This window comes from Pseudomonas sp. AP42, from assembly GCF_001728935.1.
GTDB classification, from domain to species: Bacteria; Pseudomonadota; Gammaproteobacteria; order Pseudomonadales; family Pseudomonadaceae; genus Aquipseudomonas; species Aquipseudomonas lactis.
The window spans coordinates 1-20,098 of the sequence record NZ_LYSO01000084.1 but is presented as its reverse complement, the minus strand read 5'-3'; the positions used below and the strand labels follow the sequence as shown (position 1 = coordinate 20,098).

Annotated in this window: 16 protein-coding genes; 7 read left to right on the top strand and 9 right to left on the bottom strand. The window is 59.7% G+C overall.

What is annotated here, in order from left to right; genetic code table 11:
- The first annotated feature begins 162 nt into the window (after positions 1-162).
- Positions 163-933 (top strand): MipA/OmpV family protein, encoded by a 771-nt coding sequence (locus A7K61_RS22640; protein ID WP_003188933.1) that lies wholly within the window; start codon positions 163-165, stop codon positions 931-933.
- A 145-nt stretch (positions 934-1,078) separates the two neighbouring features.
- Here A7K61_RS22640 and A7K61_RS22635 read toward each other — a convergent pair whose 3' ends face one another.
- From A7K61_RS22635 to A7K61_RS22615, 5 genes are all read right to left on the bottom strand, one after another.
- Positions 1,079-1,483, bottom strand: coding sequence for an EamA family transporter (locus A7K61_RS22635; RefSeq protein WP_014717122.1), 405 nt, complete (start codon positions 1,481-1,483; stop codon positions 1,079-1,081).
- Complete coding sequence (locus A7K61_RS22630; RefSeq protein ID WP_003188930.1) at positions 1,480-1,860, bottom strand: EamA family transporter; 381 nt, start codon at positions 1,858-1,860, stop codon at positions 1,480-1,482. The genes A7K61_RS22635 and A7K61_RS22630 overlap by 4 nt, the downstream gene beginning before the upstream one ends.
- Complete coding sequence (locus tag A7K61_RS22625) at positions 1,857-2,777, bottom strand: arginase (protein ID WP_032893339.1); 921 nt, start codon at positions 2,775-2,777, stop codon at positions 1,857-1,859. The genes A7K61_RS22630 and A7K61_RS22625 overlap by 4 nt, the downstream gene beginning before the upstream one ends.
- 937 nt (positions 2,778-3,714) lie before the next feature.
- A complete protein-coding gene (locus A7K61_RS22620) occupies positions 3,715-4,368 on the bottom strand; it encodes a DsbA family oxidoreductase (protein WP_047712690.1) in 654 nt (217 codons plus the stop codon).
- Positions 4,369-4,422: 54 nt separating this feature from the next.
- Positions 4,423-5,442, bottom strand: coding sequence for an alpha/beta fold hydrolase (locus A7K61_RS22615; RefSeq protein WP_034126527.1), 1,020 nt, complete (start codon positions 5,440-5,442; stop codon positions 4,423-4,425).
- Between the two features lie 182 nt (positions 5,443-5,624).
- On the opposite strand from A7K61_RS22615, the gene metR reads away from it, so the two are divergent.
- A complete protein-coding gene (gene metR / locus A7K61_RS22610) occupies positions 5,625-6,542 on the top strand; it encodes a transcriptional regulator MetR (protein WP_003188924.1) in 918 nt (305 codons plus the stop codon).
- A gap of 177 nt (positions 6,543-6,719) precedes the next feature.
- Here the strand turns inward: metR and A7K61_RS22605 are convergent, their stop codons facing one another.
- Both A7K61_RS22605 and A7K61_RS22600 read right to left on the bottom strand, forming a co-directional pair.
- The gene (locus A7K61_RS22605) at positions 6,720-7,226 is read right to left on the bottom strand and encodes a GNAT family N-acetyltransferase (protein ID WP_069558418.1); all 507 of its coding nucleotides are present in this window, start codon (positions 7,224-7,226) and stop codon (positions 6,720-6,722) included.
- Positions 7,223-7,633, bottom strand: coding sequence for an NUDIX domain-containing protein (locus tag A7K61_RS22600; protein WP_044274720.1), 411 nt, complete (start codon positions 7,631-7,633; stop codon positions 7,223-7,225). The genes A7K61_RS22605 and A7K61_RS22600 overlap by 4 nt, the downstream gene beginning before the upstream one ends.
- Before the next feature lie 197 nt (positions 7,634-7,830).
- On the opposite strand from A7K61_RS22600, the gene A7K61_RS22595 reads away from it, so the two are divergent.
- On the top strand, positions 7,831-12,015 hold the full coding sequence (locus A7K61_RS22595) for a dermonecrotic toxin domain-containing protein (protein ID WP_069558417.1): 4,185 nt from the start codon (positions 7,831-7,833) through the stop codon (positions 12,013-12,015).
- On the opposite strand, the gene A7K61_RS22590 is transcribed toward A7K61_RS22595, so the two are convergent.
- Positions 12,016-13,329: an HD domain-containing phosphohydrolase gene (locus tag A7K61_RS22590; RefSeq protein WP_069558416.1), complete on the bottom strand. Its 1,314-nt coding sequence runs from the start codon at positions 13,327-13,329 to the stop codon at positions 12,016-12,018.
- Positions 13,330-13,528: 199 nt separating this feature from the next.
- On the opposite strand from A7K61_RS22590, the gene A7K61_RS22585 reads away from it, so the two are divergent.
- Genes A7K61_RS22585 through A7K61_RS22570 form a run of 4 tightly spaced genes read left to right on the top strand, consistent with a single transcriptional unit; the run spans position 13,529 to position 19,593 of the window.
- Positions 13,529-15,403 carry a bifunctional diguanylate cyclase/phosphodiesterase gene (locus tag A7K61_RS22585; RefSeq protein ID WP_044274723.1) on the top strand — a complete coding sequence of 625 codons (1,875 nt, stop codon included), beginning with the start codon at positions 13,529-13,531 and terminating at the stop codon, positions 15,401-15,403.
- A 34-nt stretch (positions 15,404-15,437) separates the two neighbouring features.
- Positions 15,438-16,403: a cytochrome-c peroxidase gene (locus A7K61_RS22580; protein WP_044274724.1), complete on the top strand. Its 966-nt coding sequence runs from the start codon at positions 15,438-15,440 to the stop codon at positions 16,401-16,403.
- Positions 16,400-18,217 (top strand): DAHL domain-containing protein, encoded by a 1,818-nt coding sequence (locus A7K61_RS22575; RefSeq protein ID WP_044274787.1) that lies wholly within the window; start codon positions 16,400-16,402, stop codon positions 18,215-18,217. Before A7K61_RS22580 ends, A7K61_RS22575 begins: the two co-directional genes overlap by 4 nt.
- Entirely contained in the window at positions 18,214-19,593 is a 1,380-nt protein-coding gene (locus tag A7K61_RS22570) for an ATP-binding protein (RefSeq protein WP_047712685.1), read from the top strand. Before A7K61_RS22575 ends, A7K61_RS22570 begins: the two co-directional genes overlap by 4 nt.
- A gap of 20 nt (positions 19,594-19,613) precedes the next feature.
- On the opposite strand, the gene A7K61_RS22565 is transcribed toward A7K61_RS22570, so the two are convergent.
- A complete protein-coding gene (locus A7K61_RS22565; protein WP_003188912.1) occupies positions 19,614-19,886 on the bottom strand; it encodes a type B 50S ribosomal protein L31 in 273 nt (90 codons plus the stop codon).
- Positions 19,887-20,098 lie beyond the last annotated feature (212 nt).

Sequence of the window (20,098 nt, the reverse complement as noted above, 5' to 3'; positions counted from 1 at the left end):
CTGGCCAGAAGCCCGCAGGGCTGGGGGTTTGGGCGAAATGCGCAGCGATATATGTCGCAGGAGCTACAATTTTTGTAGCTTGCTACAAACAACATGAGTGCTTGCGCAGGCGCGTCGGTTTGCGCGTTCATGCGCGCCTGCCCACCTTCAGGAAACGTCGCCATGTCCAAGCTCGCTGCTGCTGTATTCACCGGTTTACTTGGAGGGTGGGGCCTTTGCGGGGCCGCATGGGCAGAGGGCATCACGGGCGATGTGGGCGCGGGCCTCAGCTATCAGCCCCACGACCCCACTGGCAGCCGCTACGAAACCCGGCCTGTGCCGTACCTGGACCTGGATTGGGGCAACGTCAGCCTGAGCACCGATGACGGCCTGACCTGGAGCGCCCTGGATACCCACGGCCTTACCGCTGGCCCCTATATCAACTACCTTTCGGGGCGCACCTCCAACGGCGAGTTGCAAGGCCTGCGCAACGTGTCGGACATGGCGGAAGTGGGCGGTTTCGTCCAATACGCCCCGGCCAATTTCTGGCGGGTCTACGCGCAATTGGGCCAGGCCGTGGGCGGCGGGCATTCCCAGAGCGGCGCACTGGGTAAAATCGGCGGCGAACTGGGTTACCCCTTGGGTGGTGGGATTATCGGCAGCAGTGGCCTGGTTGCGCATTTTGCCGATGCGCGCCAGACCAATACCTTCTTCGGCGTGGACAACAACGAAGCCGTCGCTTCAGGCCTGCGGCCTTATAACGCGAGTGGCGGCTTTCAGAACGTGACGCTGAGCCAAAGTTTTTCCTTCCCCCTGGCGCCCCATTGGTCACTGCTGACCAGCGCCAGCTGGGTACACCTGGTGGGGTCGGCGGCCAAGAGCAGCATCGTCAAGGAGGCTGGCCAGGTGAATCAGGGCCAGGTGCAGACGGCGATCAGCTACACCTTCGACTGAATCACCTGGGAGCAAAACCGGGAGCAAAATGTGGGAGCGGGCTTGCTCGCGAAAGCAGTGTGTCAGTCACCCGATACTTCACTGATCCACCGCATTCGCGAGCAAGCCCGCTCCCACATTGGGCCTGTGTTTCATAGCACTATTTTCAGTGTTCTTCGCCTTCAGCCAACAGCGCGATACCACCGATAATCACCACCACGCCCACCCAATGCAGCACGCTGATGTGCTCGCCCAGCCCCAGCCAAGAACCCAGCAATACGGCCACAAACACCAGCGAACTCAGCGGAAACGCCAGGGACAAACTGCTACGCCGCAAAATCAGCATCCACACAAAAAACGCCCCGAGATAGCTGGCAATCGCCGCCAGAATTCCCGGGTTGCGCGCCACGTCCGCCAGCCATTGCCAACTGAAGTCCATCGGCCCCAATTGATCGCCGGCCACCTTGGTGAATAACTGCCCGGCGCTTTCGGTGGCGATCAGCAGTGCCCACAGCACCAGGGTGCCAAGCCGCCCATGCAGCCAGCCGGTATTGATTGTTTGCGTTGTCATGCCTGGTTCCCCGCGATTGCTACCAACATCACACCCAACGTGATCACCAACGTGCCCAGCCAGCGACGTCGGCTGACGGTTTCCTTGAGCACCACCCTGCCCGCCAGCACCACCAGGCAATAGGCCAACGCCGCCAGCGGAAACAGCAGACTCAAGGGCGCGCGGGACAGCGCTTCGAGCCAAACAAAAAACTCAATGACATAGGCGCCGACGCCGGCCCACAGCAGCGGCGCATTGAACACCTGGCCCCAGAACGCACGCAGGCGAAAACCGCCATCGAGTTGCGGCAAACGGTCCACGCCCAGTTTGAAACACAGCTGGCCAATCACATCGAGGACGATGGAAAACGCCAGTAACAACACCACGGTCAGGGTCACGGGAACAGCTCCTCAAACAGGTCGATCAAGGCTTCATTGGTTGCGGCGTTACGCTGCAAGTCTTGCGGGCTCCAGCGCTCCGGTGGCGGCTGGTCGGACTTGGCTTCCCAGCGCTTGAACGCGTTGCTGAATGCCGGCGTAGCGAACTCACCGCAAACGTCGATGCCGATGATGCGCTTACCCGCCGCCAATGCCCGCAGGGCCTGGAGCAAATGGGTCAGGCGCATGCCACCCTGGTCCCAGTTGGTGGCGGCGTCTTCACTGGCGAGCACATCTTTGTCGATGGTGATCCAGATCGCCTCGGTGGGCAGACTGGCAATCATCTGGTCGAGGAAGGCTGCCCAATCCAGGTCCGCCAGGTTGCGCCAGTGCAGGTGGTTTTCCTGTTGCTGGTGGCCGGCGCCGTCACCCACCCGGCCCCAGACCTTGGATGGCGGATGCTGCCAGGGAAACAGCTGCAAACGCCCACGCTTGAGGGCTCCAAGGTTGCCGCCGCGCAGTTGCGGGTTATGCAGGTCATCACTGCACGGGCCGAGGGTGACGATGCGTTGGATCGCCGGCATCTTCAGCGCCCGGTTGACCCACGAACCGCAGTGCCGCTTGGGCGCAAAGCGCACCCAGTCAGGGTGGTTGTCAAAGTGGATCAGGCTGACAGGCTCTTTGAGGTCGGCCAAAAAGGCCGGCGTGAGGTGGTGATAATCGCCGGAGCCGACAAACAGGATTTCCGGGCGCGCGTCACGGGGCCGTGGCCGTTGGGCCAGGCGCTCGACGAAACGCTTCCAGGTTTTTTCGGTGGACCACAAACGCAATTTCGGGCCCAGGTCCAGCAGGTCCAGGCGCGTGGCCCGACCGCTGGCCAACCGCCGGGCAATCGGTGCCTGGCCGGTGAGGCTGTGGTCAAGGTCAAGAATATTCAAGGTAAGTTACACCCCTAATGGCAGCGCCCAACCGCAGGCCGGTTGAGCTTTAGGGGGGTAATGCAAGGGATGGGCCAGCGCTTCTCTTAACGCCGACACAGATCAAATGTGTGAGCTGGCTTGCCTGCGATGGCCATGGGTGTCTACACAACTTTGCGCGTTGTAACAGCAGACGCTAACCACGATGCGAAGCGAGCCGCTCTTGATCTGCTTTTGATCTTGATCTCAGGCGCCCCGTTAAACCACGCTGGCCGAACGCAGGCTTGAATTCGTGGGTAACCCGGCAGGACGCCGGGTTAGCCGCCCCGCGCCATGGATGGCGCGTGGCGGCGGCCCACGGATTCAAGCCTGCGTTCGGGCACACCGAGCCTAAGCGAGGTGCCGAGTGGTGGGGCGAGGACCTTTTGGTTACTTTTGGGTCCTTCCAAAAGTGACCCGCTGTCAGAGCGGAACCCTAGGTGGCCGTTACCGCAGCAATGGATATGTACACAATCCAATTGTGTCGCCTGTCAGGCCGCCTTCGCGAGCAAGCCCGCACAGTTTGATCGCGGGGTGTCAGGTAGATAGGCGTTGGCTGGTAGGCCGCCTTCGCAGGCAAGCCAGCTCCCACATTTGAATCGCGGGGTGTCAGCTAGATAGGCGTTAGCTGGTAGGCCGCCATCGCAGGCAAGCCAGCTCCCACATTTGAATCGCGGGGTGTCAGCTAGATAGGCGTTAGCTGGTAGGCCGCCATCGCAGGCAAGCCAGCTCCCACAGTTGGATTGTGGGGTGTCAGGTAGAGAAGCGCCGGCTGTCAGGCCGTCACGGGAGCAAGCTCCCTCGCCACAGGCCCAGCGTCACACCAAAGCTGTGTAGATACCTATGCTGCGATGGCGGTGTGTCAGCCACCTCATTTGCAACTGACAGCCAGCTCCCACATTTTGCTCCGTGCTCGGCCTCAGGATCTCGATTCGTTGATGATCTGACGAATCGCGCCGACGAAGGCTTCAGCCGGCTGCCCACCGCTCACCGCATATTGGTCATTGAAGACAATGGTCGGCACCGAACTCACCCCACGGGAAACCCACAGCTGCTCCTGCTCGCGGACCTCGGCGGCGTATTCATCGCCGGCAAGAATCTGGGCGGCGCGCGCAATGTCCAGCCCGACGCTTTCGGCGATGATCGCCAGGGTCGCGTGGTCGGAAGGGTCCTGGCCATCGCTGAAGTACGCCTTGAACAGCGCTTCCTTGAGGTTGTACTGCAAACCTTCCAACCCGGCCCAATGCAACAGGCGGTGCGCGTCGAAGGTGTTGTAGATGCGGCTCTGGCCATCGGTACGGAACGCAAAGCCCAACGCGGCGCCCATGTCACGAATACGCGCACGGTTGGCCTGGGACTCTTCAGCGGTGGAGCCGTACTTTTCGGTAATGTGCTCGACGATGTTCTGACCTTCGGCGGGCATGTTCGGGTTCAGTTCGAACGGTTGAAAATGAATCTCGGCCTGCACCTCGCTGCCGAGCTGGTCGAGGGCTTCGGTCAAGCCGCGCAGGCCGATGATGCACCAGGGGCAGGACACGTCGCTGACGAAATCGATTTTCAAGGGAGTACTCATGGTGGGCAACCTCGCGGGCAGTCATGCGCATAAAGGTTGCACGATACACCACCTTCACAGCACCTTCGAAGGCTCGCTCAAATCGATCTGCGCCCAGTGCGCGGCATCCTGGCGATGGGCTTGCAGGTAAGGCAATACCGCCGCCAGCAAGGGCGCCTTGAACGCTTCCTGAAAACGGTGGGCCAGGCCGGGAATCAATTTCAACTGGCTGCCCTGGATATGCGCGGCCAGGTGCACGCCGTGCATCACCGGCAACAACGGGTCGGCGGTGCCATGCACCACCAGCGCAGGCACGCGCAGTTGGTTGAGCAAGGGCACACGGCTTGGCTCGGCCAGGATCGCCATGATCTGGCGCTTCACGCCTTCGGGGTTGAAGGCGCGGTCATAGGACAGCGCCGCCTGGTGCAGCAACGCCTGGCGATCGTCCTTGATATCCGGGCTGCCCAACGCCGCGAGCAAATCCGCCTGTTGCTCCAGCGCCACCTCACGGTTGGGCGCGCTGCGCCGCGACAGCAATTGCACCAGCGCCGCGTTCGGCGCGGGCAGGCCCTCGGCGCCGGAGCTGGTCATGATCAGGGTCAGGCTTTCCACGCGCTGTGGCGCCATGGCCGCCAGGTGTTGGGCGATCATGCCGCCCATGCTCGCGCCGAGTACGTGAAACTGCTGCACCTGCAACGCATCCATCAACCCCAGGGCGTCGTCGGCCATGTCGGTCAAGGTATAGGGCGCGGCCACCGGCAGGCCGAGCTTGTAGCGCAGCACTTCGAAGGTCAGGTTGGCGCTCGCCGGCGCCTGCCGCCAGGTGGACAGGCCGACATCGCGATTGTCGTAGCGAATCACCCGAAAACCTTGCTCGCACAGGGCAACCACCACTTCATCCGGCCAGTGAATCAACTGTCCGCCCAGGCCCATCACCAGCAGCAACGCAGGGTCGGACGCACGGCCGATACTTTGATAGGCGATGCTCACCTGAGCCAGGTCGACCGTTTGGGTCGGGACATTGACATCACATCGAGAAGCCGCAAAGGACGGCAGGCCGAACAGGAGAGCGGCCACTAAAAACAACGCACGCATGAAAAACACCAAAACGCAGAACCCCAGTAGAGCGCGAGTCTGATGAAGTTTGTTCAAGCGCGCTGCCACAGTTCGATGACAGTTTGATGAAGAGTGCCCAGTGGTCATGGTCGACACGCCCCACAACATGAGACAAAATCACGCAATCCGTTTTTGTCGCAAATTTTCTTCATGGAGCGCCTGTGCTCGAAATCCGTCACTTGAAAACCCTGCACGCCCTGCGCGAAGCCGATAGCCTGGTAGAGGCAGCCGAGCGCCTGCATTTGACTCAGTCCGCCCTCTCCCACCAGTTCAAAGAACTGGAAGAGCGCCTGGGCATGCCGTTGTTCGTGCGCAAGACCAAACCGGTGCGCTTCACCAGCGCCGGCCTGCGCCTGCTGCAATTGGCCGACGCCACCCTGCCGTTGCTGCGCGGTGCCGAGCGCGATATTGCGCGGCTGGCCGGCGGCACCGCCGGGCGCTTGCACATGGCAATCGAATGCCACAGTTGCTTCCAGTGGCTGATGCCGACCATCGACCAGTTCCGCGATGCCTGGCCGGAAGTCGAGTTGGACCTGGCCTCGGGCTTTGCCTTCGCGCCGCTGCCGGCCCTGGCCCGTGGCGACCTAGACCTGGTGGTGACTTCCGACCCGCTGGAACTGCCAGGCATCACCTACGTGCCGCTGTTCACTTACGAAGCCATGCTGGCGGTGGCCAACCAACACGCGCTGGCGAACAAGTCTTACATCGTGCCCGAAGACCTGCTGACCGAAACCCTGATCACCTACCCGGTGGAACGTGACCGCCTGGACATCTTCACCCGCTTCCTGGAACCGGCCGACGTTGAACCGGCCCAGGTGCGGACTTCGGAGCTGACGGTGATGATGATGCAACTGGTGGCCAGCGGCCGTGGGGTGTGCGGCATGCCCCACTGGGCGCTGCATGAATACAGCTCACGCGGGTATGTGAAGGCCAAGCGTTTGGGTGAGAAGGGGTTGTTCGCCACCTTGTATGCGGGCATTCGTGCCGACATGCTCGATGCGCCTTATATGCGCGACTTTTTGCTGACGGCCAAGGACACCTCGTTTTCCACGCTGGATGGCGTCAGCGCGGTGCGTTGAGCGAGGAACAGCTTCATTGAAATAACGTCACCGCCTTGCCGTAGGAGCGAGCTTGCTCGCGAAAAACTCACAGGCGCCGCGTTTATTCAGGAAGCACGCGTTATCGTTGACGTTTTTCGCGAGCAAGCTCGCTCCTACAGTGCCCGATCGTTCCCGCGCGTAGGAGCGATCGGGCAATTAGTCAACTTGCAGTTCACGCCACATGTGGATCTTGTCGAAGTATTCGACGCCAACACGCACGGCCAACGGCTCAAGGCCGTATTGAATGAAACCGCAGCGCTGGTAGAGCGCAAAGGCGGCGTCATTGCCGGCGGTGACGGTCAGTTGGATCAGTTTGAGGCGCGGGTGGCGACGGGCTTCTTCCAGTGCGGCTTGCACCAGTTGCCGCCCAAGCCCCTGCTGTTGATAAGCCTCGGTCACGTACATGCCGAACAAGGTGACCTTGTGCCGGGCCTTCTCCCGTGGCTCGAATGCAAGACCGACAATACCCGCCAACTGATCGCCGTCGAAGGCGCCAAACAGCCGATCCAGGGGGCTGCCGAGGCGTTTTTCCCACCAACTCAAGGGCATCGAAGCACGCTCGGCCACGCTGGAGGTGAACGCCTGGGGATAAGCGCCGTAAGCCTCGAGCATCAGCGCGCGATAGGCCTGCGCATCGTCGGTGCCCAGCGGGCGAATCATCATGCGGTAGCCAGCCCATCGCGATAGAACGGCAGGATCAAATCGTGCGTCAACGGCGCCAGATGCAAGTCACCTTCGGCCATGGGATCGATCCAGCGCACCTCTTCAATCTCGGCAGCAGGGGTGACGGCAACGTCGATCTGCACCTTGAACAGCTCGGCCTGTACGGTAAAGCCCGGCTCGTTGGCCGCGGGCGCCGAGAACTGGCCAAGATAGACGGCTTCGCTCGGGTCAATGCGCAGATTCAGCTCCTCGCGCAGCTCACGGACGAGCGCCTCGGCTGGTTGCTCGCCGGCGTCGATCTTGCCACCCGGTTGCATGAAAGCCAGGGTATCGCGCTTGCGCACCAGCAAGGTTTGACCGTCGCCACGGATCAACAGCGCGGCTGCAATGCGGATAGTCTTGGACATGGAACGCCCTCTCTGGGATTGAAAAGCGCCCAAGGATCCCACGCGCATTCTGCACACGCAACTCGCGCGCGCAGGGCGATTTTTTCCGACATACATACACCGCAGGGTCCAGTTTCGGCCACCCTAAACTCGCAAACTCATATTCAGCAGGGCTCGCTGCACCTCGGTGCGCCGTGCCCTTTTATAAGAGTTTACTCATGCACAATTCATTGCCTGCCCTCAAAGAATCATCCACTGACGAACCGCAACCGCTGCCGGCCGACAGTACGTCAACCACTACCATGCAACCGATGACGCTTGCGGTCGTGCCGCCGGCGTCACTTTCTGCCGAAGAACAGCTGGCTCACCTCACCCGTGAACTCGACAAACTCAATGCACAGACCTCTGAGCTGGTAGGGCGACAGCCGAGTGTCGGCCGTGTGTACCAGCAGCAATTGGCCGACATCTTTCCCGATGTACATCTGCCCATCAATCCCAACCAGATTTTTTTCACTCGCTATCGCGAAGACCAGGAAGGGCAAAAGCACCTGCTGTCCTGCGAACCACTGGGCTCGCTACTCGCCACCTTACGCGCGCCTGGCGCAGCGTCTTATCTGACCAACGAGAGCGGCGCCTTCTACCGCGAATGCAACACCCTGGACGCCGATAAACGCCTCTCTCCCACTGCCTCGATGACAACCCTGGCCGCCAGGCTGGAAATTGCCATCACCTTGAGCCTGAATACATTCTGGGGGACTGGCGAGCCCTCCCAAGCGGACACGGAGGGGCAATTGGTCGCACTGCGACGACAAGTGCTGGCCCATCAACTGGCATTGCGCTCGGTGGACGGCACGTTGTCGGCGCATGCACAAACGCTGGCGCAGAACGTGCTCAAGTACCCAAGTGCTGCGGCACGTGAACAGGTGTTTACCCTCGACAACAGGCCCGCGGTGTACCGGCTGGCACTGGAGGATGGCAGTGAATTCGCCGGCGCATTCATTCTGGCCCCCACGGGCACGAACCCTCTGACGGGCAACGTGATGCTCTATAGCCCAAGCGAGGAGTTTGAGGAGTTTGAAAACCTGGCGCGCTTGAATCACACCGTCGCAACCCGCATACAAGACGGCTCAGCGGCAGGCAAGCTATTGATCGCAAGCCTGCCGACGGCCGCCCGCGCCGCGCTGAACGGCTTGCCCGTACTGACGACGGCCCCGTCACCGATACACGCTGACGTGATTGCTGACAGTGTCCGCGCATTGCGAGTCAGGCAACATTTCTCTGTCCGCAATAGCTTGCACAGGGAGCCCTTACCCACCACAGGCGAACTCGACCTGGCCGCAGACCTGACGCCACAGTTGGATGTCGCGAATGCCTTTATGGCACGCACCCTACGCTTGTTGACGACCGAACCCGCATGGTTGAAAGCCTCCAACGAGCAAGACCAGGCCCGGTACAGGCAACTGGAGCAGGAACTGATTGACAGCAATGAAGAGCTCGCGCCTCATCTTGAGAAGATCTTGACACTAGAAGCGTTCTCCCAGCAGGAGACCGACCGGGTGCTGAAAAAACAGAAACCTGCGTATGCCAATGTGGATATTGACCCTTATAGAAGCCTGGTTCATCTGCGCGTGACAACGTCCTCCCGGTCCGCCGAGGTGACGGGGTATCGTAACGAGGCGGCCACCCTTGTCTACATCAGCGAAGACCGCAAGGTCCATATCCCGCAGTGCCTGCCGGGCCAAAAACTAATGTGGGGCACCTGGCGTACCCAAGCCGTGGTGGATTTGCGCACACTGGGAAACTACACCCAACGTAATGTCGACCCTTGGTCGGTGCATGGCATACACAGAATAATCAGCGCTACCGTCAACATCGTCGACACGGCCGGCAACCATCACGGAAAACTCGGGAACGACGATTTGCGTGCCCTCGCCACAGAGGCTGACATTGGCCAAAAATACGATACGTACCTGCGCTCAGCCTTCTCGCAGAGCAGCGGGACAAGCACCTTTGCAACAGCCTGGCAGCGCGCCAACGCGGCAAGAATGAACAAGGACGCCCTTGAGAGCCGTCTCAACCCTGACGCCGCCAAGCTGTTTACATTCAAGACGCCAGGCAGTGGGCTTGACTGGATAAAGGCAGTTACCGAGCACCCCGATTCAACTACCCGGCACCGGGTCAGCGAGTTCGAGATAGAGGTCAACCTACTGGTATTGGGTGCCGCGCAGGAGAGGGGTCAAGGGGGACAGGTCATGCATCGCGTCCTGGTCATTCATCGAAAAGGCACCAAGCCTGATGGGGTCAGTGTGCTGTATACCCCGGATGCGCCAGATGGCGGGCCGTTCAGGGAACTGGTCAACGGGCTGGCAGAGCTGGACACGCTGAAAGCAAAACCCGAATGGCAGACCTACTTCAGTTCCCAAATGGCCACAAAGGATACGAACGAGATAACGCGGATCCTCAACGATACGCGCAGTGTGTACCGCTACACCTTGACACCGATAACCGGCAATTTCCACGCCTACCTGTATTCGGCGCAACTGGGTTTTCAACTCGCGCACGCCGATTACCGTTCACGGACCAATGCGCAAATTTTCCGCGAGTCGGCGGTGAACGCCTTTATGTTTGGGGTGGACGCAGCCGACTTTCTGCTCGGGCTGATACCCGGCAAAACCGCCCTGTCGTTTTTGCGTCGAGGTATCAACCGTGGATTAGACGTGGCCAAACAGCTTGGGCGGCGCATTCCGGGACTGGCCAGTAAAGTCGGTACGGGCAGGAGCACCGGCATCGTACAGACCAGTGCTTCAGTCCGCCCGCTGGAACCTGCCTGGGTCAATGCGGCCCCGTATCGGCTACCTGAGCAGATAACGCCGCACTTTGACGTAGCTGAGTTTGCCCGCACTCACCGATACCGTCTGTTGCGCCGGTCGGGCAGCGCACCGTGTTTTTTTGATAAACACAATAACCAGTTCATCGCGATGCGCGACGCTACAGGCCGCTATCATTTGTATCAGTCCTATGTAGAGGACGGCGCACGCTATGTAAAAGACCCGGCCGGTAACCAGGTGGATTTTATGGTCGTGCCAGGAGACGCAAAGAGCTGGAAGCCCCGTTTCGAGCGAAATGCTGTAGGCGGAGGTTCCGTTCTGGGCGCCCTGCGTTCTCTGACCCCTGAACAGCAAGTGGACGCGGACATGATCGCGGCCATGCGGCTTTTCGCAACAGAAGGGGAAATGCGCGATTTCGAGCGCGTCATAGAACAAACCGACGCGGCCCTGAAACTCAACTTGATCACTCACGCCCGACAACAGCTCGGCCCCCTGGATGAAGCTGAATTTCGCCGCTGGGTATCGAACCCCAAAAGCCTGAGCCGGCCCCACCAAGAGAGATTGCGCAATAGCGTGTTAAACCTGCGGTCTGAACTGGCCACGCTTGAACATATACACCTGTCGACCCATCATTTTGCACAACATCTGTCTGCGCTGGACAAGGAGGAACTGTTTAAGAAAGTCAAAAGGCTCATTGGCAAAAACGACAACTTAGACAAACAAATCAGAACATCGATTGCCGTTCTCGACCCCGATACGGAGGCACAATTTGTCGGGTATGCCATCACGAATAAACATCAGACCGCGATGGATAAATTCGCGGCAAAATATGAACTTTATACTTGGCGAGAGGCTGCACTGACGGTGTTTGCAAACAAGCCCGAACACCTACGACGTATTAATCAACTCGCCTCCGACCAAGGAATTACACACCAGCAGGCGATACGCCGATTCTTGTTGCTGCCTGAGACAAAAAGCACCCTGGATGCTTTCATGAAGGATACCTTCAAGGCGAAAATGGCCAGGCTTCAAGTCACCTCCTTTTCAGAGGATTTCAAAAAATCCGGCGTTCCCTATATCGCCCTGTCCCGAGGCCAGCACGGGGCAGACGCTGGCATAGCCATGGTGGACAGCAAAGACGTCACAGCATTTGAAAAGGCCCTGCCCAAATTCTCTACGCCCTTGGAGTTTGAGCAACCCCGCCCTCCAACCCGAGGCCAAAGGCCAGAGCCGTCCGTGCCCCCGGCCCCGGATGTCCTGCCCCTACCCACTCGCGATCCGCACATCAACATCGTGAAGCTCGATGATCTGGCGCACACCCAGAAAAAACTCATGCCCGCCCCCGCCACGGCCAAACTTGAGCAAATCACCCAGGATATCCAAGCCGGACGCCTCAGCCGCAAGCGAATAGGCAACTACACCTATGTCGATTTACCCCAAGTACAGGCCGGCTCGGGCCGCGGTCTTTGGCGCGTGGCAATTGAACAGAACGGCAAAGAAGGTGGCAAAGATGTCTACATCATCAGGGGCATCTTTGATTACCACAGCAGCAAGCACGTAGCCTGGGGCGTATAGCTACAGGAGTGGCGCCACCTCGTCGGGCGTCTTGATAAACACGCTGTACTTGGCGCCCTCCATGGCCTCGAACGCGATCAGCTTGTCCACCAGCGGCAAGTTCAGCACCTTGCCGGCATTGAGCAGCAGCATGCCGTTATCGGCGTTGAGGTTGCGGGCCAGCACCATACCGGCCTCAAGCTCACGGGTGGTGAGGACTTTGACCGTAGGGTCGCCCAGGGTTACGTCGCTGAGGAAGGTTGCGCAGGCTTGCACAAAATCTTCCACCAACGCCGGGTCATACAGGCGCCCGGCGTACTTGCGGATATACAACAGCGCTTCGTCGCTGTTGAGGTGGCGCTCCAGGATCAGGCCTTTTTGCAATTCGATAAAGTCCACCGCCAACTTCAGCAGCCGTGAACCGGGCGGGATCGTATCGCCCTTGAGGTGGTCGGGAAATCCCGTGCCGTCCCAGCGTTCCTGGTGATGACGAATGATCCGCGCCGCGTCCTTCATCGGCTCCAGGGTCATCAGCAGCGACTCGCTCTGCCCCGGATACTCACGGTACAAGCCACGGTCGGTGCTATGCAGTTTGTCCGACGGTGCAACCATCATGCTGTCGGTCCAACTCAACTTGCCGATGTTGTACAACGCGGCGGCCATGGTCAGGTCGCGGGTGCTGGCTTCGTCCATGGACTGGGCGGCACAGTACACGCGGATCAACTCGATCAACGCGCGGTTGGTCTGTTTGTCTTTGGGCAAGCGCAGGTTGGCCAGCAGCGAAAACACTTCGGTGCCGGTCACGTAGCTGCGCTTGAGCTCGTCGTAGGCCAGGTCGAGCATGTCGGCGGTTTGTTGCAATTCGGCGGTACGCGCCGCCACGCGTTTTTCCAGGGTGGCGTTGAGCAGCTTGAGCTGTTCGGTCTGGTCTCGGGCCAGGCGTTCAAGCCGTTGATGCTCGAGGGTTTGCTGCAACACCAGCTGCAACTCCTCGTCATTCCAGGGTTTGCTGATGTAGCGGTGGATCTGCCCGTCGTTGATCGCCTTGATGATGGTGGTGAGGTCGGCGTAACCGGTGAGCAGGATACGGCTGGTGGCGGGGTACAGGCGGTGGACCTCGGCCAGCAGCGTGGCGCCGTCCATGCCGGGCATGCGCGCATCACTCATCACCAGATCGATGGGCCGGGTCGCCATGATCTCCAGCGCCTGGGCGCCGCTGGTGGCCAAAACCACCTCATAGGGCTGGCTGCGCAACAGGCGGCGCAGGCTGTTGAGGATCGACTCTTCATCGTCGACCAGCAAAACAGCGGACTTCGTAGCGAGTTGTTCATCCATGGCGACTCTGCCTTCAAATTAAACGAAGTTAAGCTAAATTGAATCCGCGCAATACAAAGCGCGATTGATTTGACGCCAACTGGCCGTCGATATCAAGGGAACTCAACTATGCTGCATTGCATACTCGCGCCCCGTTCAGTTGTGGAACCAGGGAAGGAATTGTCATGCCATCAAGCCTTTTGCATGTGCCGAGTGCGCCATGAAGACGGAATCGGGCCGGGCCAACCGGCGCATCCTGATCGTCGACGACACCGCTTCGATCCACCAGGATTTTCGCAAGATCCTCTGTGCCGACGAGCACGGCGAGCCCTCCCTCGATACTCTGGAGTCCGCCCTGTTCGGCACCACGGCGCCGGTGCGCCAGGCGTTTGACCTGGACTCGGCCTATCAGGGGCAAGAAGCCTTGGCGCTGGTCAAGAAAGCCCTGGACGCCCACTCGCCCTACGCCATGGTGTTTATCGACATGCGCATGCCCCCTGGCTGGGACGGCCTGCACACCATCGAACAGCTGTGGGAGGCGGACCCCAACCTGCAAATCGCCCTCTGCACGGCCTATTCTGACTATTCCTTCGAGGCCATCGAAGCGCGTCTGAAATACAACGACCAACTGCTGATCCTGAAAAAACCCTTCGACCACCTGGAAATCCGCCAGATGGCCAGCGCCTTGACCTGGAAATGGCAGCTGGCCCAGGACGCGGCCCTCAAGGTGATCAGCCTGGAGCGCACCATCGAGGAACGCGTGCAAGAGCTGCTCAAGGTCTCGCATTTATTGCAATACGACGCACTGACCGAGTTGCCCAACAGCACCTTGCTCGGCGACCGACTGACCCAGGCGATCGCCTTGAGCCGGCGGCACGACACGCAACTGGCGGTGATGTTTCTGGGGCTCGACCGCTTCAAGCGCATCAACAACGCCCTGGGCTATCCGGCAGGCGACGAGGTGCTTGCGCAGGTGAGCCTGAGCCTGGTGGCGGCGATACGGGCGTCGGATTCGGTGTTTCGTTACGGTTCCGACGAGTTCGTGGTGCTGCTCAACGATATCCAGCATCCCCAGCAAACCCAACATATTGCGCAAAAGGTACTCAATGCCGTCAGCGCGACTCGCCATGTCGCGGGGCATGACCTGAGCGTGAGCGCCAGCCTGGGCATCAGTATTTACCCCAATGACAGCGACAACGCCGTGGGCTTGCTCAAGCACGCTGAAACTGCGATGCGCACCAGTAAAGAACGCGGCCCGGGGGATTTCACCTTTTACACAGAAGACATGAACCTGCGCGCCCAGCATCAGCAGAACCTGGAAAGCGCGATCCGCCAGGCGCTGGACCGCGATGAGTTTGTGCTGCATTACCAGCCCAAGCTGGCGCTGGAGTCCGGGCGCATCGTCGGCGCGGAAGCGCTGACACGCTGGTTTCGACCGCAGTCGGGCTGGGTCAGCCCAGCGGATTTTATTCCTGTGGCCGAAGACAGCGGCCTGATCGTACGCCTGACCCAATGGGTACTGCGCCAAGCCTGCGCACAAGCCCAAGCCTGGCGCGAGATGGGCCTGGCGCCTCTGCGCATGTCGGTGAACATCTCGGCGATCGACTTTCGCCAACGGGACTTCGTCGACAACCTGGCCGCCATCCTTGAAGAAACGGGCCTGCCGCCCACCCAATTGGAACTGGAAATCACCGAAAGCGTGCTGATGCAGAACGTCGATGAAACCGTGGAGACCCTGCAAAAGATCAAGGCCATGGGCATCCGCCTGGCCCTGGACGATTTCGGCACCGGCTACTCCAGCCTCAGCTACCTGAGGCGCTTTCCCATCGACGTGCTGAAGATCGACCAATCCTTCGTGCGCGGCCTGCGCATCAATAGCCAGGACGAACAGCTGATCAGCGCTATCATCGGCATGGGCAAGAGCCTGGAGCTGAACATCATTGCCGAAGGCGTGGAAACCATTGACCAATTGAATTTCCTCAAAGCCCAGCAGTGTGAAGAGGGCCAGGGCTTTCTATTCAGCAAGGCGCTGCCTTCGAAAGATTTTGTGCAGTTGCTGCAAACGGATAGCGCGACACTGATGCCCGATCAATAAAATAAATAGCCCTAGGCCTGCAAGGAGTGCTCGCTTGAGCAACGTCGTAAACCACCGTTCTGGCCTGATGTTGGCGTTATGCCTGGGCACCGCACCGCTCGCAGCCGCGCCGCTGAACGAAGCGCTCAAGCCCTTGCCGGCGGTTCCCGTACTGGACCCGGTCAAGGTTGAGTTGGGTCGCCAGCTGTTCAATGAGCCGCGCTTGTCGGTCAACAACACCTTGTCCTGCGCCAGCTGTCACCAACTGACCAGCGGCGGCGCCGACAACAAGCCGTTCTCCATTGGCTTTGACGGCAAGCCGGTGCAGATCAATACCCCTTCTGTGTTCAACGCCAGCCTGAACTTCAAACAATTCTGGAACGGTCGGGTGGACACGCTGGAGGCCCAGGTCGAGCAGGTGGTGATCAGTCCGGTGGAAATGGGCAGCGACTGGAATACCGTGGTGCACAACCTGTCCACCCTGCCCGCTTACCAGAACGCGTTCAAGCAGGCCTACCCCGATGGCGTCACCGCCTCCAATGTGCAAAACGCCCTGGCCACCTACGAGCGCACCCTGCTGACACCCAACTCGCGGTTTGACCAATACTTGCTGGGCGATACCGATATCCTGACCACACAGGAAAAATACGGTTATCAACGCTTCAAGGACTACGGCTGCATCGCCTGCCACCAGGGGGTGAACATTGGCGGCAATATGTTCCAGAAGTTCGGCGTGATGGGCGACTACTTCAAGGCCCGCGGCAACCCGCTGGAATCGGACCTGGGGCGCTACCTGCTGACCCAGGATGAAGAGGACCGCCATGTCTTCAAGGTACCCAGCCTGCGCAATGTGGCCGTCACTGCGCCGTACTTTCACGACGCCTCGGCCAAGACACTTGAAGAGGCGGTTGACGTGATGTTCAAGTACCAGTTGGGGCGCAACCCGTCCCAGGAAGACAAGGACCTGATTATCCAGTTTCTCAAGACCCTGACTGGCGAATGGGCGGGCAAGCCACTATGAGACCCTTGTCACGCCGACGTACCAGCCAAATCCTGCTAGGCCTTATCACCCTGTTCCTGGCCTCCACACTGGTGTTTTTGTACCTCAAATCTTCGCGCGACCAGACAGCCACTTATACCCAGTCGCGTGACTTGATCCGCCAGCTCCAGCAGCTCAATGCCCAGTGGGACAGCGAAGTGCTCAAGGCCCGCATCGCGATTACCCACAACTACGACCCACTGGTCACACCGCTGACCGAAATGACCCGCATCGGGGCTGAACTGCAGAGCCGCAACACCTATCACAGCGCTGCCGACCTGCCCGGTTGGCAAGCCAGCCATGCCGCGTATCTAAAGGCCATCGAAGAAAAAGCCCGGTTGGTCGACCAGTTCAAATCCCACAACGCGGTGTTACGGAACTCATTGGCTTTTTTGCCGACGGCCGAGGATGACATCCAGGCCCAATTCAACAGCATGACCGACGAAAGCCGGCTGCAACTGCAAAGCGTGGCCACCGACACCTACGACCTGCTGCTCAGCAGCCTGGAGTTCGCCCAGGTCACCAGCGACGAACGTGCCGCCGATATCCTGGTGGGCTTGGGCAAACTGGCCATCAACCAACAGAGCCTGCCCAGTGAGTTCCAGGCACCGGTAGAGATTCTCAGCAATCATATTTCGCTGATCCTGCGCGAACAGCCACGGGTCAACAGCCTGCTTGAGCAGATTGCCGCCGTGCCGGTGGCCGAACACCTGGATGACCTGACCACCCACATTAATCAAGACCAGCAAGCCGCTGACCTCATCGACCACCAATACCATCGCTACCTGCTGATCTTCTCAACCTTGCTGGTGGTACTACTGCTTTACCTGGCGGTGCGCCTGTTGCGCAGTTTTGCCGAGATCAACCGCGTCAACCGCGCGTTGCAGGCCGCCAACGAAACCCTGGAGCAACGGGTGGAGCGGCGCACGCAACAGCTCAAGGATGCCCAGAGCGAGCTGATGGACAGCGCCCGCCAGGCCGGCATGGCAGAGATCGCCACCAACGTGCTGCACAACGTCGGTAACGTGCTCAACAGTGTGAATATCTCTGCCGACCTGGTCAGCCGCAAACTGCGCGCCAGCAAGGCGCTCGGCCTGGGCAAGGCGATGCAGTTGATTAACGCCCACCAGGGCGACCTGGGCACTTTCCTCACTGAAGATGAAAAGGGCAAATTGCTGCCGGGCTATCTGAACCAGTTGGTCGAAGCGATTGCCATCGAACAGCAAGGCATGAGCGATGAGCTGGCGCAGTTGAGCAAAAGCGTGGACCACATCAAGGACATCGTCTCGACCCAGCAATCCTATGCGGGTGCGTCTACCTTGCTGGAGCCGGTCAATATCAGCGCCTTGATGGACGACGCCCTGCGCATGAACGCCGGCGCGCTGAGCCGTCACCATGTCACTGTTGTGAAGGCGTACGCCCCGGTGCCGGAGATCTTGGCGGACAAGCACCGGTTGCTGCTGATCATGGTCAACCTGATCAGCAACGCCAAATACGCCATGGACAAACTGTCTGAGCGGCCACGGCAAATCACCCTGGCGGTGGAATCGGTCGGCGACGAGACCCTGAAGATCAGTGTGAAGGACGACGGCGAAGGCATACCGCCTGAGAACATGGCACGCATCTTCACCCACGGCTTTACCACCCGCAAGGAAGGCCACGGCTTCGGCCTGCACAGCTGCGCCCTGGCCGCCGTGGAAATGAACGGCCAGCTCAGCGCCCACAGCGACGGGCCGGGCCTTGGCGCCGTCTTCACCTTAACCATCCCCTTGACCCTTGCCGGAAGCAGCTCATGAACCAACCTCCCAACCGGCGCATCCTGCTGATCGATGACACACCGTCCATTCATGAGGATTTTCGCAAGATCCTGATGCCCGACGAAGCCTCAACCGAAGCGCTGGATGAGATGGAGTCGGCACTGTTTGGCGACGCGGCCAAACCTCAAGCCCAGACGTTCGAACTGCACGGCGCGTATGGCGGCGAGGAAGGCCTGGGCTTGCTGACCAGCGCCATGGCGCAACAGCGGCCCTATGCCTTGGCCTTCGTCGACATGCGCATGCCCCAGGGCTGGGACGGTGCCAAGACCATTGAAGAGCTGTGGAAAGTCGCCCCCGATTTGCAAGTGGTGGTGTGCACCGCCTACTCGGACTACTCCTGGGATGACCTGCTGTTTCGCCTGCACGCCCACGACCGCCTGCTGATCCTGAAAAAACCATTCGACAACATCGAAGTCCAGCAAATGGCCAATACCCTGGCCAACAAATGGGACATGGCCCGCCGCGCCTCCCTGCAAACCTCGCAGTTGGAGCGGTTGGTGGAAGAGCGCACCCAAGCGCTGCAACTGGAAATTGAAGAGCGCAAGCACCTGGAAAGCCAACTGGTGCAGTCGGAAAAACTCGCCTCACTGGGGCAACTCGCGGCCGGTGTCGCCCATGAGATCAACAACCCCGTGGGCTTTATTTCCTCCAACCTCAGCACCCTCGACGGCTACTTCAAACAGCTGCAACAGATGCTCGATGCTTACCAGCGCAGCGAAGCGCATATTGCTGAGCCAGAACATCGCGACCCACTCACGGCATTGCGCAACGAGCTGGACCTGGATTTTCTCAAGGACGACATTCCGATCCTGATCCGCGAGTCCAAGGATGGCATCGGCCGTGTGGTGCAGATTGTCAAAGACCTGAAGAACTTCTCACGGGTGGATAACGACCAGACCTGGCAATTTGCCAACCTGCAGCAAGGCATCGACTCGACACTGAACATTGTCGCCAGCGAACTCAAGTACAAGGCCGATGTGATTAAGCACTACGCGCCGCTGCCGGAAATCGAATGCCTGGCCTCGCAACTCAATCAGGTGGTGATGAACTTGGTGATCAACGCCGCACAAGCCATGGGCCCGGAGCGCGGCACCATTACCATCAGCAATGGGGTGGAAGGCGAACACGTGTGGCTGGAAGTCACAGACAACGGCTGTGGGATTGCCCCCGACACCGTGCAGAAGATTTTCGACCCGTTCTTCACCACCAAGCCGGTGGGCGAAGGTACGGGGTTGGGCTTGTCGTTGTCCTACGGGATCGTCAAGAAACACCGTGGCGATATCAGCGTCAGCAGTGAGCTGGGCAAGGGTACGAAGTTTCGGGTGGTACTGCCGATTCGGCAGACGGCGGCGTAGGACACGCCGCCGACTCATGCTCATTCATCCGCTTTTTTCGGGCTCGATCCAAACGAGGCAAAGCGCTTGTTGAAACCGGCAATCCGGCCTTCGGCCTGGGTCTTGCGCTGCTGGCCGGTATAGACCGGGTGCGAGGCGCTGGAGACGTCCAGCGGGATGTAGGGATAGGTGTTGCCGTCGCTGTGTTTATGGGTGCGATCACTGTCGGCGGTGGAACCGATGAGGAAGAACACGTCGGCGGCAGTATCGTGGAACAGCACGGTGCGGTAGTCGGGGTGGATACCAGCTTTCATGAGGCCTCCGGGGCGTCTGGGTACGGTTGATTTGTTATACAGTAACACAAGATCAAGCAGCCAAACGAGAACCTATTGCAATAAGAATAGATTGCGCAGATCTATGGATATAGGTATCTCCCCCCGCGATCCAGATGTGGGAGCTGGCTTGCCTGCGATGGCGGCCTAAACACAGTTGGACCGGGTACATATCCGTTATGTAGGTAACGGCC

What these genes read in the sequence shown, in the direction of transcription:
- A7K61_RS22600 (WP_044274720.1), bottom strand. Translation starts at nt 7,633, where the DNA reads ATGTCCAAGACTATCCGCATTGCAGCCGCGCTGTTGATCCGTGGCGAC.
- A7K61_RS22590 (WP_069558416.1), bottom strand. Translation starts at nt 13,329, where the DNA reads ATGGATGAACAACTCGCTACGAAGTCCGCTGTTTTGCTGGTCGACGAT.
- A7K61_RS22570 (WP_047712685.1), top strand. Translation starts at nt 18,214, where the DNA reads ATGAACCAACCTCCCAACCGGCGCATCCTGCTGATCGATGACACACCG.
- A7K61_RS22605 (WP_069558418.1), bottom strand. Translation starts at nt 7,226, where the DNA reads ATGATGATTCGCCCGCTGGGCACCGACGATGCGCAGGCCTATCGCGCG.
- A7K61_RS22615 (WP_034126527.1), bottom strand. Translation starts at nt 5,442, where the DNA reads ATGCGTGCGTTGTTTTTAGTGGCCGCTCTCCTGTTCGGCCTGCCGTCC.
- A7K61_RS22640 (WP_003188933.1), top strand. Translation starts at nt 163, where the DNA reads ATGTCCAAGCTCGCTGCTGCTGTATTCACCGGTTTACTTGGAGGGTGG.
- A7K61_RS22575 (WP_044274787.1), top strand. Translation starts at nt 16,400, where the DNA reads ATGAGACCCTTGTCACGCCGACGTACCAGCCAAATCCTGCTAGGCCTT.
- A7K61_RS22565 (WP_003188912.1), bottom strand. Translation starts at nt 19,886, where the DNA reads ATGAAAGCTGGTATCCACCCCGACTACCGCACCGTGCTGTTCCACGAT.
- A7K61_RS22585 (WP_044274723.1), top strand. Translation starts at nt 13,529, where the DNA reads ATGAAGACGGAATCGGGCCGGGCCAACCGGCGCATCCTGATCGTCGAC.
- A7K61_RS22635 (WP_014717122.1), bottom strand. Translation starts at nt 1,483, where the DNA reads ATGACAACGCAAACAATCAATACCGGCTGGCTGCATGGGCGGCTTGGC.
- A7K61_RS22620 (WP_047712690.1), bottom strand. Translation starts at nt 4,368, where the DNA reads ATGAGTACTCCCTTGAAAATCGATTTCGTCAGCGACGTGTCCTGCCCC.
- A7K61_RS22595 (WP_069558417.1), top strand. Translation starts at nt 7,831, where the DNA reads ATGCACAATTCATTGCCTGCCCTCAAAGAATCATCCACTGACGAACCG.